We start from the raw sequence: 16,160 nt of genomic DNA on the forward strand, positions 1-16,160 counted from the left end.
GGAGGGTGGAATGGGACTGATTGACTTCATCGCGGAAAAGGCGCCGCAGATGCGCGCCGTGTTCGAGGATCTGCACGCCAACCCCGAGATCGGCTTCGAGGAAACGCGCACCTCCGCCATCGTCGAAGGGCATCTGCGCGACTGGGGCTTCGACGAGGTTCATGCCGGGATCGGCGGAACCGGCGTGGTTGGCATCCTGCGGGGCAAGGGGCAGGGGAACCGCCGCATCGGGTTACGCGCCGACATGGATGCGCTGCCGATCCAGGAGGTGACGGGCCTCGGCTATGCCTCGCGGACGGCGAACACGATGCATGCCTGCGGGCATGACGGGCATACCACGATGCTGCTGTCCGCCGCGCAATACCTTGCGGCGACGCGGGACTTCGACGGCACCGCGGTCTTCATCTTCCAGCCCGCCGAGGAGGGTCTGGGCGGCGCGCGCCGCATGATCGCCGAGGGGCTGTTCGAGCGGTTTCCCGTCGACGAGGTTTACGGCATGCACAATCAGCCCCTGTCGCAGATCGGGCAGGCCCGCATCCGCAAGGGGCCGATGATGGCCGGTGCGTCCTTTTTCGACATCACCATCAATGGCAAAGGCAGCCATGCGGCGCAGCCGGACCGGTCCAAGGACGCGCTGGTGATCGGGGCGGACCTGGTGGGCCAGCTTCAGACGATCGTGTCGCGCAACGTCGATCCCGTCAAAGCCTGCGTTCTGTCCTGTACCCAGTTCCACACGGGGTCGGCCTACAACATCATTCCCGAAACTGCCGTGATCACCGGCACGGTGCGCTATTTCGATCAGGCGGTCATGGATCTGGTGGCAGAGCGGATGCGTGCGCTTTGCGCGGGGCTTGCCGCCGGACACGGCATCGCCATCGACGTGGACATTCGCAACGTCTTCGACGTGCTGGTCAACGATGCCGACCTGTCGGACGCCTATATCGCCGCCGCCGCCGACGTTCTGGGCGCAGAGAACGTGGATGGCGAAGGCCCGCAGTTCATGGGGTCCGAGGATTTCGCCGACATGGCCGCCGCGATTCCCGGCGCCTACATCAACGTCATGCATGGCGGGCAAGCCGCGCTGCACAACCCCGCCTTCACGCTCGACCCCGAGGTGCTGCCCATCGGCGCCTCCATCTATGCACGGCTGGTCGAGCGCCGCATGCCGCTTGAAAGGACTGCCGCCTGATGACCTTCGCCGATATCCCCTTCGATACCGAGGACATGATCCGCCGTCTGCGCCCGTGGATCGAAACCGAAAGCCCAACCTTCGATGCTGCCGCCGTGGCGCGGATGGTGGACGTCGTCGCCTATGACGCAGCGGCGGCAGGCGCGACGGTGGAGGTGATACCGGGGCGGATGGGGTGCGGGCCGTCCCTGCGCGCGCGCTTTCCTCATCCCGATCAGGGCAAGCCGGGCATCCTCGTCTCGGGGCATCTGGACACGGTGCACCCGGTCGGCACGCTGAATGCGAACCCGTGGCGGCGCGAGGACGGCAAGATCTACGGCCCCGGCATCCAGGACATGAAGGGCGGCAACTTCGCCGCGCTGGAGGCCATGCGCCAGATCATGCGGGCGGGCGGGCGCACCAACTTGCCGGTGACCTTCCTTCTGACGCCGGACGAGGAGATCGGCACCCCTGCCACCCGCGATCTGATCGAGCAGGAGGCGCTTCTGAACCGCTACGTCATCGTGCCGGAACCCGCGCTGGAGGACGAGGCCTGCGTCATCGGTCGCTATGCCATTGCGCGGTTCAACCTCGAGACGCGCGGCGTGCCGTCCCATGCCGGTTGGGCGTTGAAGGAGGGCCGGTCGGCCATCGCGAGGATGGCCCGCGCCATCCCGAAGATCGAGGCGATGACGACCGAGGATTGCACCTTTTCCGTCGGCGTCATCCATGCGGGCCAGTGGGTGAACTGCGTGTCCTCCTCCTGCCTTGCGGAGGTGCTGTCGATGGCGAAGACCGATGCCGATCTGGAAGGTGGCATCGCGGCGATGCTGGAGCTTTCGGGCAGCGACGGCGGCGTCGAGCTGATCGTGACGCGGGGCGTGACCCGCCCGGTCTGGAGCCCCGGTCAACCGCAGGATCTGGCTCTGTTCGACCGGGCGGCGGACATCGCGCAGCGCTGCGGATTTGCCCTGTCGCATCACCCGTCGGGCGGCGGGTCGGACGGTAACTTCACCGGCGCGCTTGGTATCCCCACGCTCGATTCCACCGGGGTGCGCGGTGCGGGGCTGCATACATTGGGCGAGCACATCTTCGAGGAAAGCCTGCCTCAGCGGGCGCGTTTCCACGCCGGCCTGTTTCTTGAGCTGACCTGATGACAGCCGAGGCGACGCACCGCCTGGAGGGGCTGCACGCACCGGTTCAGATTCGCATCGATCCGTGGGGCATCGCCCATATACGCGCGGAGAACAGAGACGATCTGTTCTTTGCCCAAGGATGGAATGCGGCGCGCGACCGGCTTTGGCAGATCGATGTCGCCCGCAAGCGCGGCCTTGGGTTGTTGGCGGGGGATTTCGGGCCGGGCTATCTGGAGCAGGACCGGGCCTCGCGCTTGCTGCTCTATCGCGGTGATATGGAGGCCGAGTGGGCCGCGTATGCTCCCGACGCGCGGGAGATATGCGCCGCATTCGTGGCAGGGATCAACGCATATGTGGGCGAGGTGCTGGCCGGACGAGCGGAGATGCCGCCGGAATTCGCCCTTTTGGGCTGCTCCCCCTCGCCATGGCAGGCAGAGGATGTAGTGCGCATCCGCAGCCACTCCCTGACACGAAATGTCACGTCGGAAGTGCTGCGCGCCCGCGTCATGGCGCTGGCCGGAGCGGAGAAAGGCGCCGCGTTGGACATTCTGCGCAAGCAGCTGTCGCCGGTGGTCGTCCCGGACATCCCCGAAGGACTGGATCTGTCGATCTTCTCCGACCGGGTGCTGCGGGACTTCCTGCTGGGCGTCAGCCCGGTCAGCTTCACGCCCGAACGGCTGGCCGCTCCCCTGAAGGACGCAAGCCTGTGGACCGAGCCGACCCCATTTGGCGAGATCGACCGCGTCGCATCGGGCGAGGGGTCCAACAACTGGGCGATCTCCGGATCGCGCACGCAATCGGGGCGTCCGATCCTCTGCCTCGATCCGCATCGGACCCATACGCTGCCCTCGGTGCGCTATATCGTGCATCTGACCATGCCGGGTCTTGACGTGATCGGCGCGGGAGAGCCGATGGTGCCCGGCATCTCCATGGGCCATAACGGCACGGCCGCTTTCGGCCTGACGATCTTCGGACACGATCAGGAGGATCTGTGCTGCTATCGCACCGATCCGACCGACCCCGACCTTTATTTCCACAAGGATGCGTGGCATCGCATGGAGGTGCTGCAAGAATCCGTGCCCGTCAGGGGTCATCCGGATCAGCAGATCACGCTGCGATTTACCTGCCATGGCCCATTGGTTCACCAACAGGATGGCTTCGCCTTTGCCTTGCGCACGGTCTGGACTGGGCCGGGCACCGCACCCTACATGGCCAGCCTGTCCGTGATGCGCGCGACGACGAAGGATGCCTATATCGAGGCGTTGAGAGGGTGGGGGTGCCCTTCGGTCAATCATATCTACGCCGATGCAGGCGGGACGATCGTGTGGAAGCCCTCTGGCGCATGGCCGCAGCGCGTAGAAGGGGACGGGCTGCTTCCGGTGCCAGGGGATGGATCGCACGAATGGCTTGGCCTGCATGACCCGACCCACGGCCCATTGGAGATTGATCCCCCGCGCGGCTTCATCGCGACTGCGAATGCCATGAACCTGCCCAGCGAGTGGACCGGACCGATCCCCGGATACGAGTGGCTCGACCGTAGCCGTCACGATTTCCTGAATGACGCATTGGCTGCAAATGCCTCTGTCACTTTGGACGATTGTGCGGCCCTGCAACTGAGCTGCCACTCTGATGTGGCGCGTCGGCTTGCCGCGTGGATTGGCGCGCAGCCAGCGCCCGCGCGCGTCGCTGCGTTGGTGTCCGACTTCGACGGCGTGCTTGCCGTTGAAAGTGCCGCTGCCGCCTATCTGGAAGTCCTGCTTTCGCGTCATCTGGGGCAGGCGATCGCCACCGCGGCGGGGGCCAGCGGCGATGCGATCGCCCTGCTCGGGCCTTTCGATCCGGCGTCGTTGATGGACTGGCTCGACGGGCATTCCCTTCCCTCGCTGGCGGCAACGCTCGATGCGGCATGGACCGATTGCGTTGCCCTTATGGGTGGTGATCCGGCGAAATGGTTCTGGGGGGAAATCCACCGCCTGACCTTGCGCCATCCGCTGCACAGAATCGCCCCAAAGGAATGGTCCTGCGCACCAATCATGCGCGGTGGTTCCTCCTCCAGCCTGAATTACGCGGGATATCGGGCGGACGATTTCAGCGTCCTGATGGGACCGTCGGTGCGGATGCTGATCGATGTGGGCGATTGGGATGCCAGCCGTTTCGTCAACACGCCGGGACAGTCGGGCGATCCCGAGAGTGGGCATTACAGCGATCTTCAGGACGACTGGACTTATGGGCGGTATCATCCCCTTCTTTACACGGAGGCGGCGGTGGAGGCGGCCGCCAGTGCGCGCCTACACCTCGTTCCCTAAGGCGGTCATGGAAGACATGCACAATATTTCAACCATCCGCTTAGTCCCGCCATTAGTAGCATGACTGACCTCTGCCCGGTTTAGGGCGGCATCGTCGCTCGGAGTTCGTTGCGGACGGGCACGAAAATCACACGTGATTGCTGTCGGGAGCGTTGTATCTCTTCATACTGACGATGCGGATCTGGATTTCTGCGATCTGTCGATCCGTTGAGGCAGTTCATCCGCGCCTCGACGCGGCTTCGGACATGGTGGCCGACCGAATGCTTCCAGTCGGCGCGCGCCAAGGCGTCGCGTCTCGTGCAATATGGCTTTGCAGACGCGGGCGGCCGGGCCGTCCTCTTTCCAGGCGCCGTTCCGACGGATGGGTTTGCGTGCTTCGGCTCCCTGATCGATGAATGGGTTATGACAGTGCATCGTGTCGTAGGCACAGTCAGCCGTAATCGAACCGATCTTTCCATCCTCAGGGATTTGCGCCAGGAGTTCCGCTTGCGACGGGCTGTCGCCCTGTCGGCTGGGATAGTCCGGAACCGGCCAGTCCAACCCTGCCATCTCGATCAGGCAGGCGACCAATCCAACCGTTTGTCGCATCCGTAGCCGAACCGTCCCGGAGCTTCGCCCGTTCAGGGGTGAAAACAGTCCACCGAGCGCCCCTCATCGTTCCAACGTCAAGACAGGTCTGGATCGGGCGCTCCGAGAACGTCTCCGGATGACCACGCTTTCCGGCCTTCACAGCGTTCGAAACCAGCGCCGGGGCAAATCGAGAGCGGGCCGCGGTGGCGCAGGCCGGCACCCGGCGCAGTTCAGGCTTCAGCCGCCGGATTTCGGCATCCTTCTCCCTGTCGCCCGCCACCGCCTTCGCGAACTTGAGCTTCCAATCAAGGAGGGAGTGCGTGCCCGCACCGAGCCTCCTTCGCTGCGGAGCCCCGTTCCGTCATCTGCGCCATTGCGTCACGCTTGAAGTCGTCAGTGAAAGTGCCGGTGACAGGCCTCAAAGTTGGCGAAACTTATGCCACCGGCCTCGCCAACCTGCCGGAAAGACGAACAGCCGGAAGCAGGATCACCAAGTAAAGCAGCGCGGCCAGCGTGATCGGCGATGTGTTGAACGTTACGGAACGTGCAACGCCTGCCATGTAAAGCAATTCCGCAACGGCGATGATCGAGGCAAGTGACGTGCCCTTTACCACCTCGATCATGTTGGAAGCTCGGTCGGGCAGCACGATCCGGAAAGCTTGCGGCAGGACCACATGACGCAAGGCACCAGCTTCCGTCAGGCCCATGGACCGCGCCGCTTCCATCTGCCCTTTCGGCACCGCGCCAATCTCCGCCCGCAGGATTTCACAGTAGTAGGCCGAATTGTTTAGCGCCAAGGCCACGATCACGCATGGAAATGCAGGCAACCGGATGCCAAGAAATGGCAGCGCCGAATAGATCACGATGATCAGAACCAAGGGCGGCAGAGCGCGGATTGTGTGGACCCATGTCCGCACCGCAGCGCGGACGAACCCGTTCCGAGCGCCCGGCGCAAGCGCGAGGCCCAACCCCGTCGCGATCCCCAAAGGATTAAGCACGGACGTCGGCAGGACCGTAATCAGGAAGCCTTTCAGCAGGAACGGCAAGGCCTCCATCATGATGTCGATGCTGAAGACCTGATCGATAAGCGTGCTCATGCCTTGCGCCCCCAAGGCCATGCGGCGTTCGATGCGGCTCGCCAGCGTCGTCAGCGGAATGAAGATGATCATGTATCCGATCGCCGCGATGATCAGCGGCGTTGCGTTGCCGGAAAATGCTTGTGCGGTCTGCGCCTCGTTCAGCAGTTCGGGCATGCCGATGGCGGTCCCCGAGAGCGGTGTTTCTGGTGATCCCTATCGCGCGGTTGGTCAATCGCTTGAGGCAGGATGACGTAATGCAGGGTCTGGGCTTGGGTCATGCCGGTGGAACGCGACGCTTCTGCCGGGCCCTTGGGGATCGCGGTGATGCCCGCTCCAAAAATATCTTCAGCAAAAGCGGCGAGGATCGCAGTCGGTACCAACCCCAGCACCCATGTTGCAGAAAGGTTCGCGCCAAGGCTGGGTAGTCCGAAATACCTCAGCAACAGCAGGGCCAACGGCGGCAGCGCCCGTATGCAGCCTACCCAAAGGCGCAGTATCTCCACGATCCAGCGCGGCGAGGCCAGCCGGATCAATGCCCGCGCGAGGCCTGCCGCCAGCCCGGAGACGACCACGACGAAAGCCAGTAAGACAGTGATCCACGCGCCCCTCAGCAACGTGGGAAAGTAATCCACTGCGACCGAAAGGTTGAAGAAGACATCGAGAAGACGCGAGATGTCCATTCAATGCCCCTGCGTCAGGAATTGCTTGGCGCAGCTTTCCGGTCCCTTGGCCATGATTGCAGCGGGAATGTCGTATTCGATGAACCTCGCCCGCCTCCATGAAAGCGATGCGGTCGGCGGCGTCGCGGGCAAAGCGCATCTCATGGCTGACGACGCGCATGGACATGCCCGCCCCGACCGAGTTCAGAAGGATTTCGACGATCGCCCAGAGGAACAAGCGCGTGGCGCCGAAATGGTCGGCCAGCCAACTGCTGGCGGGGATCGTCGCGCCCAGCGTCACCAGATAGAGAGAGACGGCAAGGTTGACCCGCGGCGGCTCCACCCCGAAATCGGCGGCGATGGCCGGAATGGCCGCGACAAGGATCGTTGCGTCCAGCTGCTCCATCAGGACACCGTCAGGGCAAGCAGCACGATGCCGCCGCTGGTCGTGTCATCTGCGGCCCTTCACAGCTCCCGAGTCGCCGCGACGATCTGCGGGATGGTGGCGAAGCCCTCGCTCAGCCCGTCCAAACCCGTCCGAACAGCGCCATGCGGAAGGGTGGTCCCATGATCCAAGGGGATACTTTCAGCACCGATAGGCGGCCCGTTCCGGTCTCCGCAGCTTCGCGCCGAAGGCGCTTCCGTATTCCTCCTGCCGGTTCTAACGCAGATGGATGATCTCGCGGTCAGAAAGCTCGGCATTGCCTGGAAGCGAGACGATGCTGCCCGCGCCGGTGTCGAAAGGGTAGGGCACCTCGTCGTTGCACCAATCGGCCATCGCGGTGATTGCAGCCGAGGCAGAGGCGAACTTCTATGCAACTCTGGAAACTGACGCCGTGGCCGCGTAACTGACCCTAATCGGCCTTCGGCAAACCCGGAGCGGTTTACTGGCCCTGCGCTCAGACACAAAGCCTGTCCGATCTACGGAGCATCCTGTTTGCGCACCTTTGTGCGATAACTCATTGGGCGGCGACATCACTGCTGTCCAACATCATCAGCAGCGCGGAAATCTCTGGCCGACAGGCACCGCAGTTCGTGCCCGCGCCCGTCGCCCTGCCGATCTGTGCGACATCGCAGGCGCCCGCGCTGATCGCTCGACAAATCGTATCCCGACCGACTCCCGTGCACGCGCAGACCACCGGTCCGTTGGCCAATTGATCCGCACCTGCTTTCGGGGCGAGCGACGTTGCTTGGGCCGGCGTTCCAATACGCGCCGCGATCGCATCGCGGTTCAGGGAAATCGGCGTGTTCCCCGAGAACAGGAGCGCCGCAACCCTGCCCGACTGGACGAAGCACAAGGACACAAGATTGCGGGCGGCGTCCTCGACGCGGACGATGTCGGCCTGCGGCAGGCCGAACAGGTCCCGAGCAAAACCATCGATGTCCTCGGGAGCCTTCAATGCGGCCAATTCGGCGACATGGCCGGTTTCGGTGGTGCGGCTTGCCCAATAGGCGCAGTCGGGTTTGAGAGGTTCGGCCGAGGCCGCAAAGGCGAACCAGCGCGCAGGCCAGTGGGCCAGCGAAACGGCCGCGGACTTCGATTCTGGCTGACCGGACAGCGGATCGGTGTTGGCTGCGATGACGGCGTCGATCTGGCCCGAGGGGGCGGTTTCGCCCGTCCAGTGCATCGGGGCGAAGATCTGGCCGGGCCTGGAGCGGTCGGTGACGATCACGCGCAGGATCGCGCTTCCGCACCGCGATGCGACCCTTGCCAAAGAGAATGCCGGCAGGCCAAGGCGGAGTGCATCCGCAGGATGGACCTCGACGAAAGGTTCCCCCAGATGGCGGTTCAGACGCGGCGCGCGGCTTGTGCGGGTCATGGTGTGCCATTGGTCGCGTATGCGGCCGGTGTTCAGGCGGAACGGACGTTCGGGCGTCAGGGCCGCGGCAGGGACGCGGCTGGTGACGGGGACCATCCGCGCCCTGCCGTCAGGGGTGAAATAGCGCCCATCGGCAAAGAAACGACCCCCTTGGCGGGTGGCGGTGAACGGCCACCGAAAGGGCGGCATCGCGTCGTATTCTGCGTCTGTGACTTCGGCCTTGCCCGAGATGTCGAAGTCCCGCGCCGCAATGCCCGACAACGCGGCGTGTTCGCGAAAGATCGCGGCGGGGCCTGTCCAGTCGAAGCCCTGGAAGCCCATGCGTTTTGCGACCTCGGCCAGCATCCACCAATCGGGGCGCGACTGGCCGTAGGCAGAAAGAACCGCGCGCTGGCGGCTGATGGTGCGGTCGGAATTGGTGACGGTTCCGGATTTCTCGGCCCAAGCGGCGGCGGGCAGCAGGACATGGGCCAGCCGCGCGGTGTCGGTGGCGCCGGTGATGTCGCTGACGGCGACGAAATCGCATCCGGCGATGGCGGCGCGGACGGCGTCGGCCTCGGGCAGGGTAACGGCGGGGTTGGTGTGGATGATCCACAGCGCCTTGACGCGCCCGTCGCCCACGGCGCGGAACAGATCGACGGCCTTCAGCCCGGCCTTTTCGGCCATGCGCGGGGCGTTCCAGAAGCCCGCGACCGCAGCGCGGTGATCGGGGTTTTCCAGCGCCAGATGGCAGGCAAGCTGGTTGGCAAGACCGCCGACCTCGCGCCCGCCCATGGCGTTGGGCTGGCCGGTCACGCTGAACGGGCCCATCCCGATCCGCCCGATGCGGTTCGTGGCGATGTGGCAGTTCAGGATCGCGTTCACCTTGTCGGTGCCCGAGGTGGATTGGTTCACCCCTTGCGAGAACACGGTGACGACGCGCTCGGTCCCGCACCACAGATCGAGGAACCGCGCCAGATCGGCGGGCGCGATGCAGGTGTCGCCCGTATCGGCGCGGGCGGCGGCGATGGCATCCTCCATGCCATTCGCATTGCCCGTGACCAGCCCGCGATCCGCGATTTCGACCAGCAGGCGATTGAACAACGCCACATCCGCGCCGAGGGCGATGGGCAGGTGCAGATCGGCAGCATCGGCGGTGACGGATCGGCGGGGGTCGATCACGACGACCTTGGTGCCACGGGCCGCGCGGGCGGCCTCGATCCGCTGCCACAGGATCGGGTGGCACCATGCAAGGTTCGAGCCGACAAGCACCACCAGATCGGCGCTGTCCAGATCCTCGTAAGTGCCGGGGACGGTGTCGGTGCCGAAGGCGCGCACATGCCCCGCCACGGTCGAGGCCATGCACAGCCGCGAATTCGTATCCACGTTCGCACTGCCGATGAACCCTTTCATCAGCTTGTTGGCGACATAGTAATCCTCGGTCAGCATCTGGCCCGACAGATACAGCGCGACGGAATCCGGCCCGTGCTTGGCGATGGTGTTACGGAAGCGCGTGGCGATCAGGTCCAGCGCCGTTTCCCAGTCCGAGGGCGCGCCGTGGATCATCGGTTGCGTCAGACGCCCCGCGCGGCCCACCGTCTCGCCCAATGCCGTGCCTTTGGAACACAGCCGCCCATGGTTTGCCGGATGGTCGGGATCGCCGCGCACGACAAGACCGTCGCCCGCGGGCGACAGCAGCACCCCGCAGCCGACCCCGCAATAGGGGCATGTGGACCGGATCATGCCACGCGCCGCCGGGTCAGCCGTTCCGCGTCGATCAGCACCCGGCCCCCGTCCACCCGCGCAGGGTATGTGGCGACCGAGCCTTCGTCCGCACCTTGGGCCAATCCGGTTTCCAGATCGAACACCCATGCGTGCAAGGGGCAGGTCACGGCGTGGCCATGCACGATCCCGTCCGACAGCGGCCCGCCCTTGTGCGGACAGCGGTCATCCAGCGCAAAGACGCGATCGTCGAAGGTGCGGAACACGGCGACGCAGCCTTCGGGCGTGCGGATGGTGCGGGCGCCGCGCGGGGGGATGTCGTCCAGCGCGGCAATGTCGATCCAGAGCGTCATTCTGCGGCCTCTTGCGAAAGGGTGGCGACGGGGTGGAAACGGCGGGCCTCCTCGGGGGCGGCGCGTTCGGCCCAGGGGTCTTTTTGATAGACCCGTTGCGACAGATCGAACCGCTCGATCAGCGCCGCGCGGATTTCGGGGTCCGTCACCTGATCGCGCACCCAGTCGAGGCCGACCTTCTTCAGCCATTTATAGGGGCGGTCCAGATACTTGCCGTTCTCGCGGTAAAGCTGGACGAAGGCGACGGTGATCTCGATGGCCTCGGCCTCGGTTTCCACGGCGACAAGGCGTTCGGTTTCCTTCAGGTCCATCCCAGCGGCGCCGCCGACGCCGATCTGATAGCCCGAGTCCACGCAGACGATGCCGACGTCCTTGCAGGTCGCCTCGGCGCAGTTGCGTGGACAGCCGGAAACGCCCAGCTTGACCTTGTGCGGTGTCCACGAACCCCAAAGGCGTTTTTCCAGCTTGATCCCCAGCCCCGTCGAATCCTGCGTGCCGAAGCGGCAGAATTCGGAGCCGACGCAGGTCTTCACCGTCCGCAGACCTTTGGAATAGGCGTGGCCCGACACCAGCCCCGCCGCGTTCAGATCGGCCCACATGGACGGCAAGTCTTCCTTCTTTACGCCCAGAAGGTCGATGCGCTGCCCGCCTGTGACCTTGACCATCGGCACGTCGTATTTGTCGGCGGCATCGGCAATCGCGCGCAACTCGGCGGCGTTGGTCACGCCGCCCCACATGCGGGGAACCACGCTGAACGTGCCGTCTTTCTGGATATTGGCGTGCAGGCGTTCGTTCACGAAGCGGCTTTGGCGGTCGTCCTGATAATCCAGCGGCCAGTCGGCCAGCAGATAGAAGTTCAGCGCGGGACGGCAGGTGGGGCAGCCACAGGACGTCTTCCAGCCCAGCTCCTGCATGACGGCGGGCATGGATTTCAGTTCCTGCCCTTTGATCAGACGGCGGACCTCCTCATGTGTCAGGTCGGTGCAGGCGCAGATGGATTGCGCTGCGGGCTTGGCGAAGGCATCGCCCAGCGTCAGCGCCAGAACCTGTTCGACCAGCCCCGTGCAGGTGCCGCAGGAGGCGCTGGCCTTGGTGCAGGCGCGCACCTTGCCCAGATCGGTGGCACCGCCGTTGATCGCCTCGACGATCTGCCCTTTGCATATGCCGTTGCAGCCGCAAATCTCCGCCTCAGGCGGCAATGCTGCAACGGCTGCAAGAGGGTCCGATTGGACACCCCCCTGGAATGCAGGGCCGAAGATCAACGTCTCGCGGTTTTCCGAGATGTCGGTGCCGTCCTTGATCTGCTGGAAGAACCAGTTGCCGTCGGCAGTGTCGCCATACATCACCGCGCCGATCAGACGGTCATCCTCGATCACCAGCCGCTTGTAGATCCCGCGCGAGGGGTCGCGGAACACGATCTCCTCGCGATCGGGACCATCAGCGAAGTCGCCGGCGCTGAACAGATCGCAGCCGGTGACCTTCAGCTTGGTCGCCGTCTGGACGGGGCAGAAGGCCGCGACGCCGTCATTCAGCACCGCCGCCAGAACCTTGGCTTGATCATACAGCGGCGCGACGAGGCCGAAAAGCTGGCGGTCGAATTCCACGCATTCGCCAAGGGCAAAGATCGACGGGTCGGATGTCGTCATCTGCGCGTCCACCACGACGCCGCGGTTCACCTCCAGATGCGCGTCGGTGGCAAGACGCGTCTCGGGGCGGATGCCGACGGCCATGCAGACAAGGTCGGCACCATAGACGGTGCCGTCCTCCAGCAGCACGGCCTCGACCTTGTCCGTGCCAAGGATCGCCTTGGTCGCGCCCTTGCAATGGACGCGGATGCCGCGCCGTTCCAGATCCTTCTGCAGAAGGTATCCGGCGGCGGGGTCTAGCTGGCGCTCCATCAGGTGGCCCATCAGGTGGATCACCGTCACATCCGCGCCGCGCGCGGCCATGCCTGCCGCCGCCTCCAGCCCCAGAAGGCCGCCGCCGATGACGACCGCCTTTGCACCGGGGCGCGATGCCGCGATCATCGCGTTCGTATCCTCCAGATCGCGATAGCTGACGACGCCCGCCAGATCCTTGCCGGCCACCGGGATGATGAACGGGGCCGAGCCGGTGGCGATCACCAGCTTGTCGTAAGGGGTCGCGCCGTTCGCCGAATGGACCAGCTTCGCCTCGCGGTCGATGCGGGTGACGGATTCGCCGAAGCGGCAGTCGATCCGGCGGTCGGCATAGAAAGCGTCGTCATGGGTGACGATCTCCTCATACGTCTTTTCGCCCGAGAGGACGGGAGACAGCATCAGGCGGTTGTAGTTGCCGCGCGGCTCCGCGTTGAACAGGGTGATGTGCCAGGCGTCGGGTGCGTAATCGAGCAGGTGTTCGATCATGCGGCCCGAGGCCATTCCGGCTCCGATGATGACAAGTCGCTGGGTCATGGGGTTTCCTTGCGGGGTCATGCGGGTTGGGCGTCGGGAAGACGGCGGATGGCGGATTGCATCCAGAACAGGCTGACGATCACGATGGCGAACAGCGCGGCGAAGCAGCTGGACCAGTCGCCCGTCACGTCGCGCAGCCAGCCGAACAGCAGCGGCAGGAAGAAGCCGCCAAGCCCGCCGACCATGCCGACCATCCCGCCGACAGCGCCGACATTCTGCGGGTAATAGACGGGGATGTGCTTGTAGACGGCGGCCTTGCCCAAGGCCATGAACAGGCCCAGCACGAAGACGATGGCGATGAATGCCTCGGGGCCGAAGCCGAAGGGCAGGGCCAGCAGAAGCGTGGCGACGGCCGACACGCCGAAGGTCCAGTAAAGCACCGCCCGCGCCCCGTATTTGTCGGAAAGCGAGCCGCCCCAAGCGCGGAACACCGATCCGGGCAGCGAATAGGCGGCGCCGATCATCCCCGCCGTCGCCACATCGAACTGGTAGACGCCGATCAGGTAACGCGGCAGCCACAGCGCCAGCGCGACGAAGCCGCCGAACACGAAGAAGTAGTAAAGGGCGAAGCGAAGCACGCGGATGTCGGCCATGACGGCGAATTCGGCCTTTAGGCTGCGCGGGGCGGCGGCGCGAACCGGGTCATCCTCGGACAGCAGCCAGAACAGGATCGCCGTAATGGCCAGAACAGCGGCATAGATCTGCGCCGCGCCCTGCCAGCCGAAGGCGATCATCAGGAACGGCGCGCCGAATTTCGTGATCGCTGCGCCGACGTTGCCGACGCCGAAGATGCCCAAAGCCGTGCCCTGCCGTTCCGCCGGGAAAAAGCGCGAGACATAGGCGACGCCGACCGCAAAGGTGCCGCCAGCAAGACCGACGCCAAGCGCCGCCACCAGAAATTGCGTGTAGGTCGTGGCGTAGGTCAGCAGGAACGTCGCCACTGCCGCCGCCAGCATGGTCAACGTGAACACGGTGCGCCCGCCCAGACGGTCGGTCCAGATGCCTAAGACGACGCGGATAAGCGATCCGGTCAGCACGGGCATACCGACGAGCAGTCCGAACTGGGTGTCCGAAAGCTGTAGAAGCTCGCGTATTTGCAGGCCGATGATGGCGAAGATCGTCCAGACGGCAAAGCAGATGGTGAAGGCGAACGTCGACAGGGCCAGCGCACGGCTGGACGGGGACACGGCTAGGGCCATTGGTGGGGCTCCGTTTCTGGGGGTCAGGCCAATGCGGCCAATGCAGGGGCGCGTGTTGGGGTGCAGGCGGTCTTTGGCCAGCGGACGAGTATGACGGCGGGGTTCGACAGGCCGGTGGCGGCCGCTGCCATGCCGCGCAGTGTGGTCGTCACGAAGCGCTCCGCATAGGTCCCGGCCTGCTGCACGAACTCGACCACGCAATCCTCGGGGGCGCCGGTCGCCAGCAGATCCGCCTCGACCGAGGACAGCCTGTGCATCGCCATATACAGCGCCAAGGTCGTGCCGGGGACGAACCCCGCGCCCACACAGGCGGTGTCACCCGGTTTGCAGGTGGCGGTGGCAAGGATCAGGCGTTCCGTTTGGCCACGTTCGGTCAACGCGCGGCCAAGGCTTGCCGCGGCGGCGCTGGCGGCGGTGATGCCGGGGATGATCTCGACGGGAATGCCGGCGCGACGGGCGGCCTCAAGTTCCTCGCAGGCGCGCCCGAACACGGATGGATCGCCCGACTTCAGCCGCACGACGCGCAGACCTTCCAGCGCTGCGGCGACGATCACGCGATCGATGCGGTGCTGCGGCCATTCGTTCGCGCCGACCGTCTTGCCGACGAACATCTTGCGCGCTCCGGTCAGTGCCAAGACCTCCGGATCGACAAGCCGATCGTAGAACACCACATCGGCATTTTTCAAACGGTCCACCGCGCGCAGGGTCAAAAGATCTGCCGCGCCTGGTCCGGCCCCGACCAATGCGATCGCACCGATCCGGAAGCCGTCCGGCGGTGTGGGGGGAAGAAAGCTCATGTCGCCACCAAAGTCTGGGTCATTATGCCTGTCCTTGATCGGGAACGAAAAAAAGGCGCTGCGACAGCAGGGTTGACCATGCTATCGAGCGCCGTTGCTCGGATGTCGGGGGGGGGAAGGTGCAAGGAACGCCGTTGTCGCCTGCTTGTCCTTCGATGTTGGGCGTCGGTTCCCGCGACGTCAACCAGAACGGGCCTGGATTGCCGCCCGTGCATCGAATGCTTAATTTTTGGTGGATCACGACAGGTCCGGGTCAAAAACTGACCCGTCGAAGAACGTGTGAGGCGAAAGAATCACCCGTCCGGCGGACGCAGGATGCAGTCCGAGTTCGGACACCGCCCCTTCGATCCGCGACGAGGCGGCGGGAAGATCGGTCCCGAAGAAGGCCCTGCGTCGTCGCGCGCCGATCCGTTCGGTCTGACTGCGCCACGCAGAAGGCTATTCCCCGCCTTGAAAACTTGTTTCACAGCTCTGCGATCGGGGAATGATCACGATAAGCATTGCACTTCCCGAGCTTACGCACGTTAGGACGGATTTTTGTCTCCCGCATCAACTTCACGCGAGTGGAAACTCGGAGCTGTTCTCAAAGCTTCAACACAGCCTGGCTCGCAGCCGCAACTGCGCAGACTTTTTAGACTGAAGTTTGGAGCTAGGCGTTCTGGGTGCCACAAAGGAAGAAATGTGGCCAGAAAGGAAGATTACCGTGGCAATCCACAATTTCTATTTGGTCGGAGCGAGAGGATTCGAACCTCCGACCCCCTGCTCCCGAAGCAGGTGCGCTACCAGGCTGCGCTACGCTCCGACCGTGTGCGGGGGGTTAAACCGAAGCTTGGCGGTTGGCAAGGGGCATTTTGAGGATTGCGAGGCTCCGGCTGCTTTTAGGGTCCCAAGGCGCTCGTCGGGAGGGGAACCGATGTCGGTGATCGGCATTTTTTTGTGA

11 protein-coding genes, 1 tRNA gene and 1 pseudogene are annotated in these 16,160 nt (G+C 64.7%); 4 read left to right on the plus strand and 9 right to left on the minus strand.

The window, feature by feature from the left end; translation table 11 throughout:
- The first annotated feature begins 10 nt into the window (after positions 1-10).
- Genes E2K76_RS14885 through E2K76_RS14895 form a run of 3 tightly spaced genes read left to right on the plus strand, consistent with a single transcriptional unit; the run spans position 11 to position 4,610 of the window.
- Positions 11-1,189 (plus strand): M20 aminoacylase family protein, encoded by a 1,179-nt coding sequence (locus tag E2K76_RS14885; protein ID WP_136685148.1) that lies wholly within the window; start codon positions 11-13, stop codon positions 1,187-1,189.
- Positions 1,189-2,322, plus strand: a complete 1,134-nt coding sequence (locus tag E2K76_RS14890; protein ID WP_136685149.1) for a M20/M25/M40 family metallo-hydrolase — start codon at positions 1,189-1,191, stop codon at positions 2,320-2,322. Before E2K76_RS14885 ends, E2K76_RS14890 begins: the two co-directional genes overlap by 1 nt.
- Positions 2,322-4,610, plus strand: coding sequence for a penicillin acylase family protein (locus E2K76_RS14895; protein WP_136685150.1), 2,289 nt, complete (start codon positions 2,322-2,324; stop codon positions 4,608-4,610). Before E2K76_RS14890 ends, E2K76_RS14895 begins: the two co-directional genes overlap by 1 nt.
- Before the next feature lie 155 nt (positions 4,611-4,765).
- Here E2K76_RS14895 and E2K76_RS20865 read toward each other — a convergent pair.
- The 3 genes and pseudogenes from E2K76_RS20865 to E2K76_RS14905 all read right to left on the minus strand — a co-directional run.
- A pseudogene (locus E2K76_RS20865) lies at positions 4,766-5,367 on the minus strand (IS5/IS1182 family transposase); the annotation flags it as partial.
- Between the two features lie 247 nt (positions 5,368-5,614).
- Entirely contained in the window at positions 5,615-6,433 is an 819-nt protein-coding gene (locus E2K76_RS14900; protein WP_246032978.1) for an amino acid ABC transporter permease, read from the minus strand.
- Positions 6,418-6,939 carry an ABC transporter permease subunit gene (locus E2K76_RS14905; protein ID WP_220432258.1) on the minus strand — a complete coding sequence of 174 codons (522 nt, stop codon included), beginning with the start codon at positions 6,937-6,939 and terminating at the stop codon, positions 6,418-6,420. Before E2K76_RS14905 ends, E2K76_RS14900 begins: the two co-directional genes overlap by 16 nt.
- A 25-nt stretch (positions 6,940-6,964) precedes the next feature.
- Between E2K76_RS14905 and E2K76_RS14910 the strand changes: the two genes are divergently transcribed.
- Positions 6,965-7,489 carry a hypothetical protein gene (locus E2K76_RS14910; protein ID WP_136685151.1) on the plus strand — a complete coding sequence of 175 codons (525 nt, stop codon included), beginning with the start codon at positions 6,965-6,967 and terminating at the stop codon, positions 7,487-7,489.
- Positions 7,490-7,877: 388 nt separating this feature from the next.
- Here the strand turns inward: E2K76_RS14910 and E2K76_RS14915 are convergent, their stop codons facing one another.
- The 6 genes from E2K76_RS14915 to E2K76_RS14940 form a co-directional block, all read right to left on the minus strand.
- Entirely contained in the window at positions 7,878-10,460 is a 2,583-nt protein-coding gene (locus E2K76_RS14915; protein ID WP_136685152.1) for a nitrate reductase, read from the minus strand.
- A complete protein-coding gene (gene nirD / locus E2K76_RS14920; protein WP_136685153.1) occupies positions 10,457-10,792 on the minus strand; it encodes a nitrite reductase small subunit NirD in 336 nt (111 codons plus the stop codon). The genes E2K76_RS14915 and nirD overlap by 4 nt, the downstream gene beginning before the upstream one ends.
- Entirely contained in the window at positions 10,789-13,224 is a 2,436-nt protein-coding gene (gene nirB / locus E2K76_RS14925) for a nitrite reductase large subunit NirB (protein WP_136685154.1), read from the minus strand. Before nirB ends, nirD begins: the two co-directional genes overlap by 4 nt.
- 17 nt (positions 13,225-13,241) lie before the next feature.
- Positions 13,242-14,423: an MFS transporter gene (locus E2K76_RS14930; RefSeq protein ID WP_136685155.1), complete on the minus strand. Its 1,182-nt coding sequence runs from the start codon at positions 14,421-14,423 to the stop codon at positions 13,242-13,244.
- 23 nt (positions 14,424-14,446) lie between these two features.
- Positions 14,447-15,220 (minus strand): uroporphyrinogen-III C-methyltransferase, encoded by a 774-nt coding sequence (gene cobA, locus E2K76_RS14935; protein ID WP_136685156.1) that lies wholly within the window; start codon positions 15,218-15,220, stop codon positions 14,447-14,449.
- A 725-nt stretch (positions 15,221-15,945) separates the two neighbouring features.
- A tRNA-Pro gene (locus tag E2K76_RS14940) sits at positions 15,946-16,022 on the minus strand.
- Positions 16,023-16,160 lie beyond the last annotated feature (138 nt).

Source organism: Falsirhodobacter xinxiangensis (assembly GCF_004959935.1).
Classification (GTDB): domain Bacteria; phylum Pseudomonadota; class Alphaproteobacteria; order Rhodobacterales; family Rhodobacteraceae; genus Falsirhodobacter; species Falsirhodobacter xinxiangensis.

What these genes read in the sequence shown, in the direction of transcription:
- E2K76_RS14915 (WP_136685152.1), bottom strand. Translation starts at nt 10,460, where the DNA reads ATGATCCGGTCCACATGCCCCTATTGCGGGGTCGGCTGCGGGGTGCTG.
- E2K76_RS14895 (WP_136685150.1), top strand. Translation starts at nt 2,322, where the DNA reads ATGACAGCCGAGGCGACGCACCGCCTGGAGGGGCTGCACGCACCGGTT.
- cobA (WP_136685156.1), bottom strand. Translation starts at nt 15,220, where the DNA reads ATGAGCTTTCTTCCCCCCACACCGCCGGACGGCTTCCGGATCGGTGCG.
- E2K76_RS14905 (WP_220432258.1), bottom strand. Translation starts at nt 6,939, where the DNA reads ATGGACATCTCGCGTCTTCTCGATGTCTTCTTCAACCTTTCGGTCGCA.
- nirB (WP_136685154.1), bottom strand. Translation starts at nt 13,224, where the DNA reads ATGACCCAGCGACTTGTCATCATCGGAGCCGGAATGGCCTCGGGCCGC.
- E2K76_RS14885 (WP_136685148.1), top strand. Translation starts at nt 11, where the DNA reads ATGGGACTGATTGACTTCATCGCGGAAAAGGCGCCGCAGATGCGCGCC.
- nirD (WP_136685153.1), bottom strand. Translation starts at nt 10,792, where the DNA reads ATGACGCTCTGGATCGACATTGCCGCGCTGGACGACATCCCCCCGCGC.
- E2K76_RS14930 (WP_136685155.1), bottom strand. Translation starts at nt 14,423, where the DNA reads ATGGCCCTAGCCGTGTCCCCGTCCAGCCGTGCGCTGGCCCTGTCGACG.
- E2K76_RS14890 (WP_136685149.1), top strand. Translation starts at nt 1,189, where the DNA reads ATGACCTTCGCCGATATCCCCTTCGATACCGAGGACATGATCCGCCGT.
- E2K76_RS14900 (WP_246032978.1), bottom strand. Translation starts at nt 6,433, where the DNA reads ATGCCCGAACTGCTGAACGAGGCGCAGACCGCACAAGCATTTTCCGGC.